This is a genomic window from Paenibacillus sp. 01L418 (assembly GCF_056400045.1).
Map to the genome: position 1 here is coordinate 23,220 of NZ_JBFTSN010000023.1, position 19,230 is coordinate 42,449.

Here is a 19,230-nt window from a genome sequence, read left to right on the forward strand (position 1 = left end):
ACGGAGCAGAAAAAAAGTTTAAAAATAGCGGTTATTGGAGGCGGTTCCTCATACATTCCTTAGATTATTGAGATTTTTATTAATAAATATGATGAAATGCCCATTCGTGGGCTGTGACTAGTTGATAGTGAAGAAGGCCGCCATAGACTGGATATTGTTTATGGTAGATRAATAAAAAGGATGGAATCTATTGAATATATTGTTGGCCTTTTGCGCTGTTCTGATGTTCATTATTCAGACGTTAGCTTTGAAACAAATGAGAAGCACRAATAACAATGAGGGATTATCCTCCTTTTTCAAACGGAGTTCGGCTTATACGGCGATAATTGCTATTGGCTTTTTTGTATCATGGCTCATGTCAGATTTGAATGGCATCCATACCGCTACGCTTGTGCTTGGAGTGTTTTATGGGCTTGTTTTTGTACTTACTGTTTTGTTCTATTCCTGCGCTATGAATACGGGACCGTTATCTTACTCTGCTTTTTATTTCTCAGCAAGCCTTCTTCTGCCTGTTGTTGCAAGTGTTGTACTTTGGAATGAACCGATGACCGGCATGAAATTTATGGGTATTGCTCTTTTTATCCTATCCTTCTATTTCATCAATGTGTTTGGAAGCAAAGGGCACGAAGCAGCAGGAATGAAATGGTTAGTTTATTGTCTTCTTGCCTTTATTTTAAATGGTACCTTGCCAATCATCATGAAATGGCAGCAGACGTTACTTGAGGGGCATGAGCTGATTCCCTTTATGTGTGTAGGATTTGGATCGGCGTTCTTATTTTCACTTTGCGGTATTCTTTTCACTGGGGGATTCCAAAGACAAAGCAAGCCAATTCCTACTGTACGACAGCTTCGTATTTTGACACTGTACATTGTAGCCATAGCAGGATCAACCGGTACTGGAAATGCGATAATAACGTATTTGTCAGGACGAATGTCAGGTCTTCATTTGTTTCCGCTCGTCAATGGAAGTATGATTGTGCTTCTAACGATCCTCTCCGCTGTTTTATTTAAAGAGAAAATGTCTCGTGGCGGCATCATCGGAATAGGCATTGGCTTGCTCGCCATCGTGTTTGTGAATATGTAAATAATAGTTATTGACAATCATAATGGCAAATCTTATTATTTAATTAAGTTTATTTATTAATCAATTTTAGAAGAGAGGTTGTCGTTTGTCCAAAGTATCAGCAAAGCAGAAACATGTAAGAATCATGAATCAAAATTTAATCATAGATGCGATTAGAAGAGATGAAAGCGCTACAAGAAGTGAGCTGTCAAAGCTGTTGAAGCTGAGTGTACCTAGCGTTTGCACGAACGCAGATCAATTGGTTAAGTTAGGCATTCTAAGGGAAACAGAGGATGGCTTCACAGGTGTGGGAAGAAAAGCAAGCCGTTTGCGGTTGAATGATAACTTTGGCTATATCATCTCCGTTGATCTAAGCAATCCTTGTATTACGGTGGGCATTTCAAATCTAAATCCAATTATTATTCAAGAAGTGAAATTCGATATTGAACAATATGACATCAACCAGTTAATGGAGCTAATAATAAGCAAGATTGATGAACTTCTTGTTAAGAGCAGTGTATTAGTAAATCAATTGCTTGCTATATCTATCTCTATACCAGGTCAAGTGGATAATGATTTAGGTATCGTAAAGTGCGGATCGTATCTGGAGCGACTCGGCACTGTGAATTTCAGAGAACCGCTTCTAAATAAATTCGGTGTTAGAGTACTGGTACAAAAGGATATCAATTCTGCTGTTCTAGGTGAAATAAAATTTGGAGCTGCACAGGGTCACGCAAATGCTGTGTTTGTAAGCGTTGACGTGGGTGTGGGTCTTGGTATTGTGCTTGGAGGATCGTTGTATCCGGGGAAATTTCATCTTGCAGGTGAAATAGAAAATTACATCGTGAACGTAGAGGCAGAGAATACGGAACGACAGGATGGGTTATTTGAGAGCTCTCGGTTGCGCGATCTGGTTACAATAGAAGCTTTGGTCAGATCGGTTAGAGCAGAGCTGGAGGCTGGGGGCGAAAGCAGACTGCTTAAAGCTGTGAATGGCGACATTGCTAAGATCGATTTTAATCACATTATAATGGCGACATTAGAAGGAGATGCCCTTAGCGTTAAACATGTGAAGCGCTGTGCAAAGATTATGGCTGCCTTCGTAGCAAACATGCTATTTTTACTTGATTTGGATACCGTTATATTGGGTGGTGGGTTCGTCACCCTCGGTTCGGCTTACACCGATACAATACGGGATGAAGTTAGGCGTTTAGGGCTAGGAAATACGGCTATCGTGGATACGGCGCTCAAGACGAAAGCTGTTTTGATTGGCGGGATTGCCATTGGATTGGAGACTATGTTCAGTGAACTGCTGGAGGAGCAGGAGGCTTAAAGCCTCCTATCCCTTCAATTAGTTAATTAAGTTTATTAATCAATAATAAATTAGATTGTTCCTTGGGCGTTTTAAATGAACGCGTTCAAGTTTCAATATATGATTTCATTTTAAAAGGAGAGTTGAGTAATGAGGAAACAGGTGGCAAGCAAGACAACAGCACTAGTACTTATCTTCGTAGTATTTGCAGCATTGATGGCAGCATGCGGGGGATCCAAACAAGAAGAGAATGGAGCATCCGAGAGTAAAACAAAAGAGATAACGCTTCGGGTAGCGACATCATTCGCTGGATCTGATCCATGGGTTCCAGCTTGGACGGAAGCTATTAAACAGTTCCAAGAGGAAAACAAGGGCATCAAAATTACGGATGAGTCAACGCCGGTCAATCAAGAAGCATTGCGTACGAAAGTGAAAGCGGATGCAGCAACTGGCAATCTAGCCGATGTCATGTTTTATTTCAATGGCAGCGAGACAGCTATTCTAACCGAATCGAAAGAAATTGTTTCCTGGGAAGATGAATTTGCTAAAGATCCAGATTGGGCGAAGCAATTCAATAGCGGGATCATCGAGAAGGTCAAGTATGAAGGCAAACTCTATTCTCTTCCCTATATCGGCTTCTATGAAGGCTTGTTCTGGAATAAAGAGTTATTCGACCAGTATCAACTCGAAGCTCCAACAACCTATGATGCTTTTATAAAAGCGATAGATACGTTTGCAGCTAATAATATTGTACCATTCGCTACATCGCTCACAACTCCATATCTGCAAGAGGCTTTGGTTCTTTCACAGGTTGGGCCAGAGGGACAACAAAAGGCTTATGATCCATCATGGGCACCAGCTCTTACGATCTTCAAAGAGTTGAATGATAAGAAAGCATTTCCTAAAGATGCACTCACGCTGGATGATGAAAAAGCGCAATCTTTATTTGCAGGCGGGAAAGCGGGAATGATGTTCAACGGTTCATGGACAGCTGCTGGTCTGAGTACAAATCCTGCTTTTCAAATTACACCATTCCCACTCGTACCGGGTGGTAAAGGCGAGAATATGATTGTATCTGGATTTGGTTCTGGTTGGTATATGAAGAAAAATACCGATCAAGCTAAATATGATGCAGCTCTAGCTTTTGTGAAATTCATGACATCTCCTGAAACGGCTGGCAAATTTGCAGCAATAGGCGGAACTTATGCAGTCGATACACAACAATCCAGCAGCACCGCACAGCTTCTGATTGACGGCAACAAGATGGTGAGTGAGGCAAAGGATTTCGTTATGCCAATCGATTCTTACGTTTCTAGGGAATCGTATACCGAGTTCTTAAAAGGTATTGCTTATGTGTCAGCAGGAAGAAAAACAGCCGAGGAAATTCTAGATGAAGCCACAAAACTAAACAACAGAAACAAGTAGTTGTTTCAACAAGCCCCGGGATATCGGATTGCCGGCTCCCGGGCAAATGGCAGTATGTAATCCAAGCTATTGCTTATGAAGAGGAGGCGTTCAGTTGTGATATTCAGGGACAAGAGATACATTGTGCTTTTCCTGGCGCCAACGATGCTATTATTATTCACCTTTCTTTTATATCCACTCGTACAATCCGTTTATTATAGCTTCACCGAATGGTATAACTTCTCAAATACGAAGAAGTTCATAGGATTCGGCAATTACAACCAGCTCATTCATGACCCCGTTGTTTGGATAGCGCTAAAAAACACGTTTATATTGGTGATCGGTGCCGTATTCCTGCAGGCTGGAGGAGGTTTGGTCCTTGCGCTGCTAACCGACAGCATCAAACGAGGATTTAAATTTTTTAGAACGGTCTTTTTCTTTCCGATTGTTATCTCAGGTACGGCGATTGGCCTCATGTTCTCGCTCATTTACAACTACGACTATGGACTCTTAAATGCCATTATGAGAGGGCTCGGTCTGTCTGAGCAAATATGGCTAACGGAGAAAAGCGCGATCTATTTGGTACTCATACCGATTCTATGGCAGTATGTTGGATTTTATTTTGTTATATTCCTGACCGGAATGTCGAAGATTCCAGAGGATATTTATGAATCAGCTATGCTGGACGGTATTACAGGAATAAGAAAATCCATCTATATTACACTTCCATTATTACGAGATGTCATTGCTTCTTGTCTTACGCTCGCCACGGCTGGAGCATTGAAGGTATTTGATGTCGTATATATCGTGACCAAGGGTGGTCCATTGAATTCCAGTGAGCTGCTCAGTACTTACATGTACACGAAGGCATTCAATGGGCAAAACGCAGGTTATGCCAGCACAATCGTCATTGCGATGATGATACTCGGTATTGTCATAACCGTTGTGTTAAATAAATTAGTTAAAAAAGAGGCTGTCAGCTACTGATGATAGACAACAAACAGCCCAATTGAGAAGGTGATATTTTAGATGGTTAATAGACTAGTAAAGCCTGGTGCGGTCAAGTTCGGCGTATATGCGCTCCTGATTTTATGGGCATGCACAACGATCATCCCGCTATTATGGGTGCTGCTCAATAGCTTCAAAACGTCCGAAGAAATTTTAACGCAATCATTCGCTCTCCCACAAAGCTACTCTTTATTTAACTTTTTTAAGTTGAACGAATATGGCAACATTAACGTCGTTAAAGGCTTTATGAACAGTATGATCATTTCGGGATCCGTTGTATTAGGTGTTTCCCTTTTTGGCGGGTTGGCTTCTTTTGTACTAGCGAGATTTCAATTTTCATTTAAAGGGTATTTCACGTCTATATTTGTTATTTGTATGCTGCTGCCGCAGTTCGCTGTTATTATTCCGAATTTCGTTATCATCGAGAAGCTGGGTTTGAATGGAACCTATTTATCCGTTATTCTCCCACAAGTAGCTGGCAATTTGAGCTTTGCTATTCTAATGATAACAGGCTTCATGGCTTCTTTGCCTGGAGAACTAGAGGAAGCGGCGGTCATGGATGGGGCAACCATTTGGAAAATATATTATAAAATAACGCTGCCGCTTTGCTTCCCTATTTTTGCAACGGTGTCTATTATGGTCTTTCTTTGGTCATACAACGAGCTTTTGTTACCACTCGTCTACCTGCCAATAAGAGAGATGCAGCCTATATCTGTCCTCTTGTCGCTCGTATCGAATGCGTATGGTACAGATTATGGCGCTATGATGGCAGCCATCACGATTTCAATTGTACCACTACTTGTTTTGTACATGTTCTCACAAGAAACGGTTATTAAAGGGCTGACAGCAGGTGCAGTAAAGGGATAATGGTTTTGGGTTACCATACAGGAGGAGAGAAAAAAGATGTCTACACAACAACAAAAAAATATAATTGTCATTGCTGCACATCCGGATGAACCGGAAATTTATGCGGGAGGAACCTCTGCTTTATTCGCAGAAATGGGACACCGAGTTAAATTCGTTTCCTTAACCAATGGAGATTGCGGACACTACTCAATTAGCGGACAAGAGCTCGTGGATAGAAGAACGCAGGAGGCCTATGAGGCTGCTAGACGATTGGGTGTTCTTGACTATAGCATATTGAATATATCTGATGGCCATCTGACGAATAGCTTTGAAGTGAGAGAAGAAGTTATTCGCCAAATTCGCAATTGGAAGGCCGATGTCGTCATTACCTTCCATCCTGAAGGTGCAGGTCATGTAGATAATCGCAATGCAGGAAGAATTGTGAGAGATGCTGCGGATTTTATAGCGAAGGTACCTAATTCTGTGCCAGATGCCCCATATTTAGAGCAATCCCCTCTTTTCTTGCTTATGCCGGACTACGGAAAGAGGGGTGCTTACTCACCCGATCTGGTCGTCGATATTGGTTCTGTTATTGAGAAGAAGCTGCTTGGCTGTGATGCGCACGCTTCCCAATTCTATGAGTTTGCGCCATGGCAGCGTAATCTGCTAGATCAGGTTCCACAGACGTGGGATGCAAGGAAGGATTATATTTTGCAATATTGGAGCAGCTTTATTGAGGTTTCATCGGAGATGCTTCCGACGCTGGATCGACTATACGAAGATGGGAAGTCAGAAAAAACAAAGTATGCAGAGCCATTCGAGATTGCAGATTATGGCAGAAGACCGAGTGATACGGAGCTGAAGCAGTTGTTTCCCATGCTGAGTCAATAAGAGGAAATACCTTGATATACTCCGTGAACGGATCGTTGTTGCAGGGCAGCTGCAATGCACGTATTAGCAAAAGCCAGATCCTATGAACTGCACCTCCAATGTTAGACACCATCTAACATTGGAGGTGCATTTTTTCTATTTGGATTCAATTGGATTCCAGCTTCTTTTGCCGTCATCCTCTAAAATCCCTAACGTCACATCTGCAATATCCTTGTCTTCAAGCAGCTTGGCGCGAACGAGGAACTTAATATCATCAGCAACCGCAAGCGTTAAACCAGGCTGCAGCTCCAAGTACGCCTCAACGTGGTAATAGCGGCCTTCTTGTAGAATGCGCATTTGATAAATATCAGTTACGCTCTGTTCGGAAAAAATAATACGGGACACCTTGTCTGCTACTTCCTTAGGGGCAGAAACACCAATGAGTCCGATCATATTGTCGTAGCCGACACGATAAGCAACACCAACCATTAACAGACCAATCAACAAGGTTGCAACGCCATCAACCGTTTTAAACGAGGTAAATGCAGCAATGATGACCGCGATCATCGCCAAGGCAGCTCCCGAAACGGCAACAAGATCCTCATAGAAAACTAATCGTGTAGCAGGAGCAGAACGCCCTACATTTTTGAAGGCAGCTGAGAAAATACCGAGTCCTTTCCCTTCTGCTCCCGCTTCGTGTAAGATTTCCTTCATGGCTTTGACTAATATAAGCCCGTCAATAACTAAATTAACAACCAGAACCCCAATGTTTAACCAAAAACCTTCACTTGCAACTGGATGCAAAATGAGATGCCAGCCTTCACGAATCGTTTCATAAGCCATAATGGTAACGACGATAACGGCAATCATACAAAAAATATTGATGACACGCCCAAAGCCAGTTGGAAATCTTGGCGTCGGCTTTTTCTCGGCAAGAATGCTTCCGGCGAAAACAAACCCTTGGTTTATCGCATCTGCCAATGAATGCATGGCGGAAGCAAACATCGCGCCGCTGCCGCTGAAGGCCGCTGCGAACCCTTTTATGGCGGCGATAAACGCATTGCCGATCATCGCTACAGCGGAAGATTTATTCCCTTTCTTTATAAGCTGCATAAAACTCTGACGTTCTGCTTTAGGCTCCATTTTCTCCCCCGCAACATTTTATTTACCATTACCATTCCACTATTGCCTGCTTTCAATCCCAGCACTGCTATTTTATGCTTACCCACACAGGCAATAGGATAAACGGAAAAAAGCTTTTTATTATGTCAGAGACAACTTTCTTCTTGCGTTATCGATGTCCTTAAAATAATACCGTGCTTTCATTGGCGTACTTTAGGCCAGCGCTCTTGAAATCTTTTTTGCTCAAGCCGCTTCTCATAAATGGCGATTCGATCCTCGTATTCCAAGTGAAAAGGTGATGGTCTAACAATCATTTCTAGAACATCTTCTATCCCACAAGGAGAAGTTAACACGAGTTTGTCATGCTGATCTATTTTCAAACCTAGAGCGGTTACGGTCTCTGGAAATTTGGAAATGGCATCTGTGGAGCTGGAATACGGAGGATTGTTATTGATTACATGCATTCGGGCTTGGTTCTTAACGGACCAAGGTACATGAGGGTTCATCTGATTTAATGTGTTTTCCAGTTGTTTCTCTATCTGCTCATCTATGTTGGAAGGATCGAAATAAACGACATCAACATCGGCCAGCGGCGTTCGTTCCGTAAATCCGTGAAGGGTATCCCAAATTTTGCTGCGAACGAAACCTGCACATACCCACCAATCTGGAAGCTGGAGCGTGCTAACCTCTCGTAAGATGTTCATCATCCACTCATCTCTATATACAAGCTGTATAATATCCTCTTCACTGTTTATCAACATTGATCCACTCTCCTGATTTGTTCATTTCTTGTTCAATATGTATGTCCAAGCCTGCTATAGGCGAATAGCCGTCGACACTTGTTTCATCCGTCCTCACCATGAATGACCACTTAAAGCCCTCTCTCGGAAAGGTGAGCATGACATAGACGTTTTCGTTCTTATACTTTTTTTCTAATGCATGCTGCAACTGCAGCTTCGAGAACGACAACCCTCCAAGGTACAAAGCAACAAGGATTAGTCCTGATAAAAAAATACGCCTTCTTCTCCGAGTAGATGCCCCGATAATGAGAGCAGTGGTCAGCGTAATTAAAAGAACAGCGTCGTTTCTATTTACAATAAAGAAATCAGACTCCGTTTTAATAAAGGGATAAAAGGGAGCTACGCCATTGCCGATGAAATMTATAAATAAATGGCTAAAAACACAGATAGATAATATCAGCCAAGCCTTCTTAAACGAAATTTTCTTCTGGAATGCATGATAACATGCAGCAAAAAACAAACCAATCACAGGTACGAGCCAAATGGAGTGGCCAAGCAGGTCTCCGTAAAGCTTCGAAATATCAGGAGAAATAGCAGCTGCACCGCCGAAAATCAAGAGAACCTTGCGATTCGCAGTGGATGCAGCCGCTTTCCCGCAAAATAAATAGGCCAAGCTGGCGCCTACAACAAAATGTAAAAAGACGTGTATGATATGACCTGAAATATTCTCCATATTCACCTTTCAATCAAATTATAAAATTTGATATATGATTCTCGAAGAAGCAGCCTACACTATCGGCAGTTCATAATGCTTGCACAACTCCCGAATGACCTCACCGACCAACGACTCGTTTTGAGGTTTACCTGGCTCTGCATTCATCATTACTGCAATACCGCTTTCTTGGCGCGGGTATCCAACCAGCTTGCTTTGAGAACCAACTCCCCAGCCTTGAGAAACGAAGCAGAGCTGCTCTCCAGCATCAGGAAGAAATACGCCTAAGCCTGCACCTTTGTCGCTCGCATAACCCGTAAGCATTATTCTAGCCATCGCTGGCCGCAAAATACCATTAGGATCGCCATTCCAAGCCTTCACGACCTCGCTTGCCATTACTATCAATTCAGAAGGCGTTGTCCATAAGCCTGCTCCCGATAAATTGGGATAGTACGCTCTCTTCCCTTCAACTACCTGTCCCCATTTATCATGACCCATGGATGTGTTCAGTGGATCGTTTGCAATACCATCCCAGAAAATAGTACGTTTTAAGCCAAGCGGCTTCATAACAAGCCGCACCATAGCAGCAGAAAAGGCTTCTCCTGACACATCCTCAAGGATTTGCTCCAACACAGAATAACCTGCATCCGAGTAAGAGAATCGACTCTCTGGCAGGTGAGCAACCTCGACTGGTTTGGAATGATATTTCGTTGCTCCTAAGAGAAGCTCTTTTGGCGTAGGGGAAGGGTCTTGCTTCTGATAAGGTTCATAGCTCCCCCGTGCATCCACAATTCCCGATTGATGTGCCAGCAAACTGCGCAGCGTTACTTTCCTCTGCTGAGTGAACTGGTTTTCAGGCACCTGCCAGGAAACTAAGTAACGATTAACATCCTCCTCCAAGCTAAGCACGCCCTCTTGGACTAAACGAAGTACACCAATAGCTGTTACCATCTTGCTAATGGAGCAGGCAGGAAACAAAGTTTCCTCTGTCACCTTCTGCTGCATGCTCGCTTCAAGTACGCCATAGCTTCCTTGCCACACCATTTGTCCATGCTGAAGAACGGCAATTCCTAATCCCGGTATACCATTCAACTTCATTTTTTCTTCTATTTCCAAACTTATCATTGCCTCTTGGCACATAAGATCAGCTCCGTCACCAAACAAATTAGAATAATTTTTACCTCATTATTCCATTTCACTCTGTATGACGGGAAAAAGCAACAGCCAGTTGCAACATTTTTATGGCAGCCTATTATTTCTTCGATATCCGTCTAAAGAAATAAACACCCTCAACAATCAGCCCTGCCATAAAACCTCCTGCTACTGCTTCTAAAAATACGAGGAAACTAATTAGGTCCTCCCATCCAGTCAAACCTTTGGAATACATAGCCATCAGTATAAGACCAATTAGCATCCCAAGATTGGAGAACAGCCATAGCTTTCTCGCTCCAAGCCAGCCGATAAAACCGAATAAAAAAGATAATATGGCTGCGAGCAGCATAAATCGGAAAGCGTGCATGCCTGTGAAAGGCTGGCCTAATATAACAAAACGAATCAACCATAATAACAGGCTAACAAGCAAGGTGGATGCTCCAGCTAGTAGCCACCACCTGCCGCTTCTGTCAGCGGGAATCCAGTGCATCAACCATTGCCCCCTCTTGAATAAATGTTCTTTTTTACTTAAACGCATGAAGCGCTTACTTTGTTTCGTTCATTCTGGTTTGCCCAGCATGAATTCAGCAATAACTGCTCGCAGCAAAAAAGGAGTACCGTTCGCCGCTGCTATGAATTCATAGAGACGAGCTGTACTCCTTTTTGATCATGCGATTTGCTTGCTAAATGGCTGCGGTTTGAAGAGTCGTTTCCTTAGGAAGCTGAAAAACTACATTTTTTGCAAGCAGCTTATCCATTAATGCTTGAAAAGGAGCAACCGAGATCCAGTCGTGTATCATAATAATTTGTCCGCTTGTTGCTTGTAAATCATGATGTTGGTCCATAACGTCTGCCGGCTCAAAATCGAACGTATCCCAAGTACAATCCACATGCAGTCCGTTTTTTGGGCTGCCATTCTCGAAGGACGGCTGCTGATAGCCCAGCTCATCCAGTACACGCTGAATACCTTCGAAATGATCATCCTTCATTTCGTCTAACAAATGCTGCATAAATGGAAAACGAAACAGCTTGGAAGGCCTGATCGTTTCTGCTTTATTGTACAGCTCATCTATAATACGGTCGGTTCGCTCGATCTGCCCTCTTACGTCTTGTAAGCCGATAACAGAGAAATCTGCATGATCATAACCGCGATTCCCAATGATATGGCCTGCTTTAATCGCAGCTATCGCTTCCTCAGAACAGCTTTCCAATGCTTCGCCCATACAAAACCAAATCGCCCGAATCTCTTTTGCGTTCAGAAAATTGACCTTTTGCATAAAATCTTCAGCAGGACCTTCATCTATCGTGAGGTACACTGCTTTTTCAACCGCCAACATAGCAAGAAACCCCCGTTTAATTATTGCTGCCAACCTTTATCATCTATGTAGTATACCATAAGCATTCCTTTTCCTTTACTCTTCATTCCTAAAAGAACTTCATTTGTAGCTATATACAAAAATTACACACAGCAAACCGAATGTCAGAATGACACCCGGCTCTTTTTGTGAGTAATGTAATTTCAATAATTACCTATCAACTACGAATGTTTTCTAGCTGAATTCAATTCATTGGCATTTTGATGCCATTCCTTGAGCATGCTTTGGTAAAAATGACTTTCCTGCGTGCTGAGTCCCTGCTTGTTGTCTTTAATAATTAAATTGCCGATATTCCGCTTCAAAATGATGCTCCGACGTCCTAACATGTCCATATAAGTCAAGTAAAATCACCCTCCAGATAATGTTTTCCAATCGGTCGTTTTAAGTATAACGAATACGACTCCTATTGAAAAACAGCAACCAGTGGCGTTATTTCTAATAATGCTGACTAAGGCGGACTGAGCGGAAACGAGCAGCAGTCATTCGAAAACATCCTGCCATATCCTCCATATAACGTCCACACCTCCTCAGATGGGATGTAAACACAACAAAAAACCACAGCCCATATTTGGCTGTGGTTTATCGCAATTATTAGGCTTTACCTAGGATCTCATCTATTTCGCTTTTCAGTAATAGATATCTGTGTACGCTGCGATTAATCGCAACCTTAGTGAGGTTATGCTTAAGCACATAAACCTTCATCTGGTCCTTAGTCAGGCCTAACAGGTCACCGGCCTCGGTAACGGTTAATACAACCTGCTTGCTCGTTGCGTTAAATGTTTTTTTTACTTTTTGATCCCAGTCTTCAAATACTACCTGCATATTTCCGACTCCTTTATCATAGTCAATGGTCTTTATTGACTGCACCTCTCAATTATAACACGAACAGCACTATAATCTTCGCCTGATAAAAATTTTATAGTAAATAAAAATATATTTCGGCCGTTCTACGGAGAAATCATCCCCGTTAATCCATGTTCTTCATAAGTTTATACAAATAATCAACTGAACGCATCGCATATTCAAACTGATAAGGCTCTCCGTTCTTCAATAAAACAAGGCAAGGCACACTCGTAATTTTCCAAGCATTTCGCAGCTGGGGGGCGTAATTTATATTTATTTTATACAAGGTCGTTGGAACCTCAGCCGCTTCCACAATTTCCAGCATTCGCTCGGCGACCTTACAGGTTCCGCAAAACGGTGATGAAAAAAGCAGCGCATCCTTACCATTCCCTATCCGATTAAGCTTTAGCCAGTCTTCTTCTTGAATTTCTTGAATTGCCATCTGTCATCTTTCCTTTCTGCCGATAAAGACAGTCGTTCATTTGTTGCCGTATTTATATTGTAAAATGTTTTGGTGCTTTAGGAAAGACCAACTGAAGCGTGCATGCACTTTATACTCCAAGCCATAAGCGAAATAAATGGTATAATTAGCTGATTCGTAAAATGATTTTATTCGTTAGGGAGACCACTTCGTCATGAAACCAATTGAACAAATGAACGTCGCAGAGTGGCACGCACTGTTTAAATCTCGTACCGAGTCTCTGTCTGACCTTACTCGAAATGCCGCATATGTACACAGTGCAATTACAGCTATTAATCAGATAAAGCCCAAGCTTTCTTCTGCACAAAATAATCTATTCGAGCTGCATGCTCATCTTCATATTCTGATGCTGCTGCTTAATCTTATTCCCGATCAAAAGGGACATTCCGGCTCCTTTATCGGCTTCCATACACATGCTGCTATTTCAGATGTACAGCTTGCTATTGCTGAGCTCATGCAAAAAAAATCCGATCCTGCCGAAGGACCCGACTATTGGCAGTGCCTAGAAGAAACATTATCCTTTTTACGCAGGCTCATGCTGGCGGAATCAGGATCAAAGACGTATTTCTCCGATCCTTATTTTTGGTTATTGCAATACTGGATTATCCCTAACCAGAACGATATGAGCCTGTATCTAGAAGAGCTGCAGCAATTGAATGCCGCACCTTCAAAGCCCGGCTCAGCGCTCTCCCGCTACCCTTTGCTGCTTGCCGAGGTGTGGATGTACTTCTTCTTACAACGCGACGAAGAGTCGTGGAGCAAACTAAATGAAATAAGCAGCGGTAACGAGCTTCGTCCAAGTGACTTATTCCATGTCTTAACCATGATGTCTGAAAAAGAGCAATGGCAGCGGTTATCGAATTGGTTAGTGGAAACGAAGCCGTATGTAGAGAAAAGTCGAATTAACGCCTTAGAAATCTTTTATAGCTACTGGGACGGGGTAATTGAACATATTCCAGATGCGGAGCAGCTGATGTGGGCGCCTCTCATTCAATCGCTTCCCTACGCTAGTTCTATTTACGAAGGAAAACTGCTCCATCATGCCAAATGGCAGCAATGGATCGATTATCAGCTCAGCACGGGAACCGAGCCGCTTGACTATCGCGTTGGAGTGTTCGCCCCTATTGAGAAACATGCGCCGGAGCTGCTGCTGCCCTTTTATCATCAGGCTGTGGAAAGATATGTGCTGCTCAAAAATAGGCCTGGCTACAAAACTGCTGTGAAGCTGCTCAAACGGCTGGCTAAGCTGTACAAGAAAAGGAAAGACGAGGAGCGCTGGGAAACGTTTATTGCAGCGTTCGCTTCTAGCCATAGCCGCCTTCGTGCGCTTCAGGAAGAGCTTCGGAAAGGAAAACTTATACCATGAGCAAGTTTACAAAAACAATTACGGTATACGCTAGTTTAACGACACATGGTGATGCTCTCCTATACGGAATGAGCGGCATGAGCGACTTCCTGCCCGGCGTCAGCTTGAAGCATAGCTTGTTCGCCTGGCATACGCCTTCCTTTTATGGCACAGAACTCGAAGTACAGCAGGTTGAAGGACTAGAGCTTGTTTTGCTTCCAGCCGAGCAGGTTATTCCTTTTTTTGCGGAAAACACGGTGCTTGAGCATGTGGAATGGATATGGGAAGAGAAAGCCGGAATGCTTGTTACGCTCGCCCCCTTGTTAGCAGCTGAAATAACTGCACATCGTTTTATACCAAGCTTCTCGGCCTTCCGTTCAGGAAAGCTCCAATGGAGCTGGGATAATGCTGCAATAAACGAACAAATTCAGAGCATGATCAGAAAAACTCAAACAGACGATAGCTTTAAGACGGGATTGCTTGCAGCTTTTTCTGCTGCTGTATTTGACGCTTATTATGGCACAGAAACGACTGCTGCTGATTTGCGCAGGGAATACCCGCTCCTCTTTGCCAAGGATGGCATAACCGCCGGACTGGATGCACAGGCATGGCTGATCGCCATTGGCTGGAAAGCCGATCAAGCTCCATTTCGGCCAATGCTTCAGCTTATCGAGCCCGTTGATGTGTATGACCCGTGGCAGCTCAAGCTTATTTTGCAGGACAAGCTCGATCAGGCGGTTATTGTACCCGTTAAATTGTCTGATACAGGCGAAGCTTACGGCTCGTGGCCTGCTTCTTGGTCTCCTTCTATTCGTGAGCGTTCCTCAGGCTGGCTGGAGCGTCTGCGTGCTTGCCTGCCAACAAACCTGCTTGCGGGCAAGCACGACGATATTTTAAACGTCCCCTTGAAAAATGATGCCGCTTGGCGGTTCCTTGCCGTAGATAGCCCCCGTTTATTAGACGCGGGCTGGCAGGTACTGCTTCCCGCTTGGTGGGAAACCGCCAGCCGTAAGAAACCACGCCTTCGCGCTAAGGTCAGCACAAGCAAACGAGAAGAGGGCTCTGGTGAATCTTTATTTGGACTGGATACACTAATCGAATTCGATTGGCGCATTGCCATTGGAGACACCGACCTGACTGAATCCGAGTTTAATGAGCTTGTTGCCCGGAATGAGCGGCTTGTTCGCTTCCGAGGACAGTGGGTATCGCTTGATCCCGCCTTGCTCGCGCAAATTCGCAAAGCGATGTCGGGCATTGACCGCGCCGAAGGTTTATCGTTTCAAGATGTTCTTCAGCTGCATCTTCTGGGAAGCGGCAACGAGCAAGGGGATGATCAGCCTGAGCAGGAAAACGAAGCAGAGCAAGAGCATCGTATTCAGCTGGAAGTTGAGCTGAACGAGCATTTGCTGACGCTGGTCAGCCAGCTAAACCAACGAACCGAGTGGCCTATGCTTGCTGTTCCTGCCGGGCTGCGTGCCGAGCTTCGACCTTATCAGCAGGAAGGCTACGCTTGGTTGTCCTTCTTACGTCGATTCGGACTTGGCGCATGCTTGGCCGATGACATGGGTCTTGGCAAAACGGTTCAGCTTATCGCCTATTTGCTCAATCTCAAAGAGAGCACAGCAGAGTCGGAGCAACAAATGCCATCGCTCATCATCTGCCCAACCTCTGTTCTGGGCAACTGGCAGAAGGAGATTAGCCGCTTTGCACCCTCGCTGCGCGTTATGCTTCATTACGGAAGCAAACGCCTCGTAGGAGAACATTTCCTTGAGGAAATGCGAAACGCCGATGTCATACTAACTTCATTCGCAACCGCTACTCTTGATCAGGACATGCTGAAGGATATTACTTTTGCAGCGATTTGCTTGGATGAGGCACAAAATATAAAGAACGCTCAAACGAAACAATCCGCAGCCGTTCGCAGCTTTACTGCGAAGCATCGTATCGCTTTGACGGGCACGCCGATCGAGAATCGTTTATCGGAGCTGTGGTCCATCTATGATTTCATGAATCCGGGGTTTCTGGGGAGCGCACACGGTTTTCAGCAGCGCTTCAGCAATCCTATTGAAAAGGAACGCAATGTTCAGCGCACCGCAGATTTGCAAAAGCTCGTTAAGCCATTCATGCTGCGGCGCAAGAAGAAGGACCCCGCGATCCAGCTTGATTTGCCGGACAAAAATGAAATGAAAACGTATATTCATCTCACAGCCGAGCAAGGCGCGCTTTATAATCAAACCGTTAATCAGCTTATGGATCGCATGCAAAAGCTTGAAGGCATCGAACGTAAAGGCACCATTTTATCGTCCATTATGCAGCTGAAGCAGCTATGCGACCATCCGATGCTGCTAACGAAAGAACCTTTGGTGGACAGCTCTGCGCCCGCTGGCGAGCAAATGGATACAGAGCGGATCATAAGCCGATCGGCTAAGCTTGAGCGGCTGCTCGCCATGGTGAGAGAACTGCGAGACGAAGGCGAACGCTGCCTTATTTTCACGCAATACCTCGGTATGGGGGAAATGCTTCAAAGCGTGCTGCAGCAGGAGCTGCAGGAGCCGATATTATATTTGAATGGCAGCACCTCCAAGCTGGCGCGTGACCGCATGATTGAGCGGTTCCAGTCGCAACAATTGCCGCCGGAAGAGCAGCCTAATGTGTTCATTCTGTCGATTAAGGCTGGCGGAGTTGGGCTAAACCTGACCGCTGCTAACCATGTATTCCATTTCGACCGTTGGTGGAATCCTGCTGTGGAGAACCAAGCAACCGACCGCGCGTACCGCATGGGCCAAACTCGCGACGTTCAGGTTCATAAATTCATCTCGCTTGGCACGCTGGAGGAACGCATCGATGAGATGCTCGAAAATAAGCAGCAGCTCAGTGAAAATGTCATCTCCAGTTCAGAGGGCTGGATCACGGAGCTATCAACTGATGAGCTGAAGGAGCTCTTCACTTTGCGTCAGGATTGGAGCGATTCATAAGGGACTCTTTTCCTTTTGACTTGCCGTGAAATAGCCCTTTGTGCTACACTGATGCTAATTTAAATGAACGGAGGGTTACGTGTGATAGACTATATCCGAGTTAGGTCTTTGCGCAGCTGCTAATTGAATAGCGCCAAAGCTCTGCCTGTGTGCAGGGGACTCAGGATAGGTCTGTCCATTTTGAAGGTAACCCATATAAACAGAATACGTCGACTATTATAGGGAGCATCCCGACTCGCGTATTCGCCTTTAGAGCGGAATTTCCATACGTTTATTTCAGCGTATATGGAAGGCCATCAATCCATATTGATAAGGAATATTGGATTCCTTATGGATATTTTTACTGATACCCGCTTACCTATAACGGTGAACACAGGCAGAGCTGCCTGTGTTTTTTATTTTTTAAATAACCGTTAAAAGGATGATGAATAATGGAACAACCAAAACAAAAGGCGATTATCGTCGGAGTTCAGCTTCAAAATCAAACCGACTTTGAATACTCCATGGAGGAGCTTCGCAATCTAGCTTCCGCTTGTTATATCGAGGTCGTTGATGAGCTAAGCCAAAAGGCAGCACGCATTAACCCGTCTCACTACATTGGGACTGGAAAGATCCAAGAGCTGCTTGCCCTGCTCGAAGCGCATGACGCGCATGTCGTTATTTTTAATGATGAGCTCTCCCACTCTCAAATTCGTAATTTGGAAGCCGCTTTGGAGCGGACGGTCATTGACCGAACGATTCTCATTCTGGATATTTTTGCGGAGCGCGCCAAAACAAGAGAAGCCCAGCTGCAAGTCGAAGTCGCTCGGCTTCAATATATGCTTCCTAGGCTTGTCGGACTTCGCGCATCCTTGGGGCGGCAAGGCGGCGGAGCTGGTCTCAAGAACAGAGGCGCCGGTGAAACGAAGCTGGAGCTGGATCGCAGACGTATCGAAGAGCGGATCACTGCTTTGCAAGCCGAGCTTGAGAAGCTGGTAGCCCGCCGTCAAATTCAGCGGAAGCAGCGGCAGAAGAACGAAGTGCCTGTCGTCTGTCTCGTCGGTTATACGAATACGGGGAAATCCAGCTTGATGAATGCTTTGCTTGAGAAATACAATCCAGAGACAACCAAACAGGTATTTGCCAAGGATATGCTTTTTGCAACGCTGGAGACCTCAGTTCGCAGTATTGATTTGCCTGACAACAAATCATTCTTGCTCACAGATACGGTCGGCTTCGTAAGCCAGCTTCCCCATCACCTGGTGAAGGCCTTCCGCTCAACTTTAGAGGAAGTAACTGAAGCTGATTTGCTCGTACATGTCGTCGACTACGCCCATGACGATTATGAGCAGCTTGTTGCGGTTACGAATGAGACGTTAAAGGAGCTGGGGGCTTACAATCTCCCAACGATTTATGCATACAATAAATGTGATCTGACGGAGCATCCATATCCGGAAGTACGTGATAACAACGTCTACCTATCCGCCAAAAAGAATATTGGACTAAATGAGCTAATTCAGCTTATTCGCGATCATGTCTTCGACGACTATATGGAATGCGAGCTGTTGATTCCGTTCAACCAAGGGCGCTTGGTTGCTTACTTTAACGAGCATGCGCATGTGCATGCAACGGACTACGAAGCAGAAGGCACTCGGATGAAGCTGGAATGCCGGGTATCCGATTTTGAAAGGTACCGTAATGAAGTAACAGTGCTTTAAGAAAAAAGGAGGCTGTCCAAAAGGATAATAACCTTTGAACTGCACCCCGTCAAGTWGACATTACAAATAATAAAACCTGTTAAACGGCCTTAGTCCTAAACTCCATTGGACTGAGGCCGTTTAGTTTCGCCTGTAATCGTTCGTAATTGTAAAAGTGAATGTAGGCTTCAATGTCCCGTTCAAGCTCATCAAAAGTTCGGTATGTATGCAAATAATATTTTTCGCACTTCAGGGTTCCCCAGAAGGATTCTATGGGACTGTTATCAATGCATCTCCCTACGCGA

The 19,230-nt window shown here is 44.4% G+C and carries 19 protein-coding genes; 9 read left to right on the forward strand and 10 right to left on the reverse strand.

Going from position 1 to position 19,230, the window contains the following annotated elements:
• Window positions 1-190 precede the first annotated feature (190 nt).
• The 6 genes from AC1DSE_RS05465 to AC1DSE_RS05490 all read left to right on the forward strand — a co-directional run bounded on the left by AC1DSE_RS05465 (window position 191) and on the right by AC1DSE_RS05490 (window position 6,524).
• Window positions 191-1,084: a hypothetical protein gene (locus AC1DSE_RS05465; RefSeq protein WP_441881111.1), complete on the forward strand. Its 894-nt coding sequence runs from the start codon at window positions 191-193 to the stop codon at window positions 1,082-1,084.
• An 85-nt stretch (window positions 1,085-1,169) separates the two neighbouring features.
• On the forward strand, window positions 1,170-2,396 hold the full coding sequence (locus AC1DSE_RS05470) for an ROK family protein (RefSeq protein ID WP_441881112.1): 1,227 nt from the start codon (window positions 1,170-1,172) through the stop codon (window positions 2,394-2,396).
• A gap of 129 nt (window positions 2,397-2,525) precedes the next feature.
• On the forward strand, window positions 2,526-3,800 hold the full coding sequence (locus tag AC1DSE_RS05475; protein WP_441881113.1) for an ABC transporter substrate-binding protein: 1,275 nt from the start codon (window positions 2,526-2,528) through the stop codon (window positions 3,798-3,800).
• A 96-nt stretch (window positions 3,801-3,896) separates the two neighbouring features.
• Entirely contained in the window at window positions 3,897-4,766 is an 870-nt protein-coding gene (locus tag AC1DSE_RS05480; protein ID WP_256710918.1) for a carbohydrate ABC transporter permease, read from the forward strand.
• Window positions 4,767-4,808: 42 nt separating this feature from the next.
• The gene (locus AC1DSE_RS05485) at window positions 4,809-5,654 is read left to right on the forward strand and encodes a carbohydrate ABC transporter permease (RefSeq protein WP_477527476.1); all 846 of its coding nucleotides are present in this window, start codon (window positions 4,809-4,811) and stop codon (window positions 5,652-5,654) included.
• 36 nt (window positions 5,655-5,690) lie between these two features.
• A complete protein-coding gene (locus tag AC1DSE_RS05490; RefSeq protein ID WP_477510720.1) occupies window positions 5,691-6,524 on the forward strand; it encodes a PIG-L deacetylase family protein in 834 nt (277 codons plus the stop codon).
• A 135-nt stretch (window positions 6,525-6,659) separates the two neighbouring features.
• Here the strand turns inward: AC1DSE_RS05490 and AC1DSE_RS05495 are convergent, their stop codons facing one another.
• From AC1DSE_RS05495 to AC1DSE_RS05535, 9 genes are all read right to left on the reverse strand, one after another.
• The gene (locus tag AC1DSE_RS05495) at window positions 6,660-7,646 is read right to left on the reverse strand and encodes a cation diffusion facilitator family transporter (protein ID WP_477510719.1); all 987 of its coding nucleotides are present in this window, start codon (window positions 7,644-7,646) and stop codon (window positions 6,660-6,662) included.
• A 179-nt stretch (window positions 7,647-7,825) separates the two neighbouring features.
• Window positions 7,826-8,386, reverse strand: coding sequence for a nucleotidyltransferase family protein (locus tag AC1DSE_RS05500; RefSeq protein ID WP_477510718.1), 561 nt, complete (start codon window positions 8,384-8,386; stop codon window positions 7,826-7,828).
• Window positions 8,370-9,098: a metal-dependent hydrolase gene (locus AC1DSE_RS05505; RefSeq protein WP_477527477.1), complete on the reverse strand. Its 729-nt coding sequence runs from the start codon at window positions 9,096-9,098 to the stop codon at window positions 8,370-8,372. Before AC1DSE_RS05505 ends, AC1DSE_RS05500 begins: the two co-directional genes overlap by 17 nt.
• 54 nt (window positions 9,099-9,152) lie before the next feature.
• Entirely contained in the window at window positions 9,153-10,193 is a 1,041-nt protein-coding gene (locus AC1DSE_RS05510) for a serine hydrolase domain-containing protein (RefSeq protein ID WP_477510716.1), read from the reverse strand.
• Window positions 10,194-10,329: 136 nt separating this feature from the next.
• Window positions 10,330-10,719 carry a hypothetical protein gene (locus AC1DSE_RS05515; protein WP_441881121.1) on the reverse strand — a complete coding sequence of 130 codons (390 nt, stop codon included), beginning with the start codon at window positions 10,717-10,719 and terminating at the stop codon, window positions 10,330-10,332.
• Between the two features lie 193 nt (window positions 10,720-10,912).
• Complete coding sequence (locus tag AC1DSE_RS05520) at window positions 10,913-11,566, reverse strand: polysaccharide deacetylase family protein (RefSeq protein ID WP_477510715.1); 654 nt, start codon at window positions 11,564-11,566, stop codon at window positions 10,913-10,915.
• A 200-nt stretch (window positions 11,567-11,766) separates the two neighbouring features.
• Window positions 11,767-11,946 (reverse strand): hypothetical protein, encoded by a 180-nt coding sequence (locus tag AC1DSE_RS05525; protein ID WP_076268579.1) that lies wholly within the window; start codon window positions 11,944-11,946, stop codon window positions 11,767-11,769.
• A 250-nt stretch (window positions 11,947-12,196) separates the two neighbouring features.
• Window positions 12,197-12,427, reverse strand: a complete 231-nt coding sequence (locus AC1DSE_RS05530) for a hypothetical protein (protein ID WP_053373130.1) — start codon at window positions 12,425-12,427, stop codon at window positions 12,197-12,199.
• Window positions 12,428-12,572: 145 nt separating this feature from the next.
• Window positions 12,573-12,890 (reverse strand): thioredoxin family protein, encoded by a 318-nt coding sequence (locus tag AC1DSE_RS05535; protein ID WP_083682069.1) that lies wholly within the window; start codon window positions 12,888-12,890, stop codon window positions 12,573-12,575.
• 193 nt (window positions 12,891-13,083) lie between these two features.
• Here AC1DSE_RS05535 and AC1DSE_RS05540 point away from each other — a divergent pair, with 193 nt between their 5' ends.
• The 3 genes from AC1DSE_RS05540 (at window position 13,084) to hflX (ending at window position 18,946) form a co-directional block, all read left to right on the forward strand.
• Window positions 13,084-14,295, forward strand: coding sequence for an SWIM zinc finger family protein (locus tag AC1DSE_RS05540; RefSeq protein WP_477510714.1), 1,212 nt, complete (start codon window positions 13,084-13,086; stop codon window positions 14,293-14,295).
• Complete coding sequence (locus tag AC1DSE_RS05545) at window positions 14,292-17,249, forward strand: DEAD/DEAH box helicase (protein ID WP_477510713.1); 2,958 nt, start codon at window positions 14,292-14,294, stop codon at window positions 17,247-17,249. The genes AC1DSE_RS05540 and AC1DSE_RS05545 overlap by 4 nt, the downstream gene beginning before the upstream one ends.
• Window positions 17,250-17,680: 431 nt before the next feature.
• A complete protein-coding gene (gene hflX, locus AC1DSE_RS05550; protein ID WP_441881125.1) occupies window positions 17,681-18,946 on the forward strand; it encodes a GTPase HflX in 1,266 nt (421 codons plus the stop codon).
• Window positions 18,947-19,025: 79 nt separating this feature from the next.
• Here the strand turns inward: hflX and AC1DSE_RS05555 are convergent.
• Window positions 19,026-19,230 (reverse strand): IS3 family transposase (locus AC1DSE_RS05555; RefSeq protein WP_477527478.1); only part of this gene is annotated, 205 nt, incomplete at its 5' end.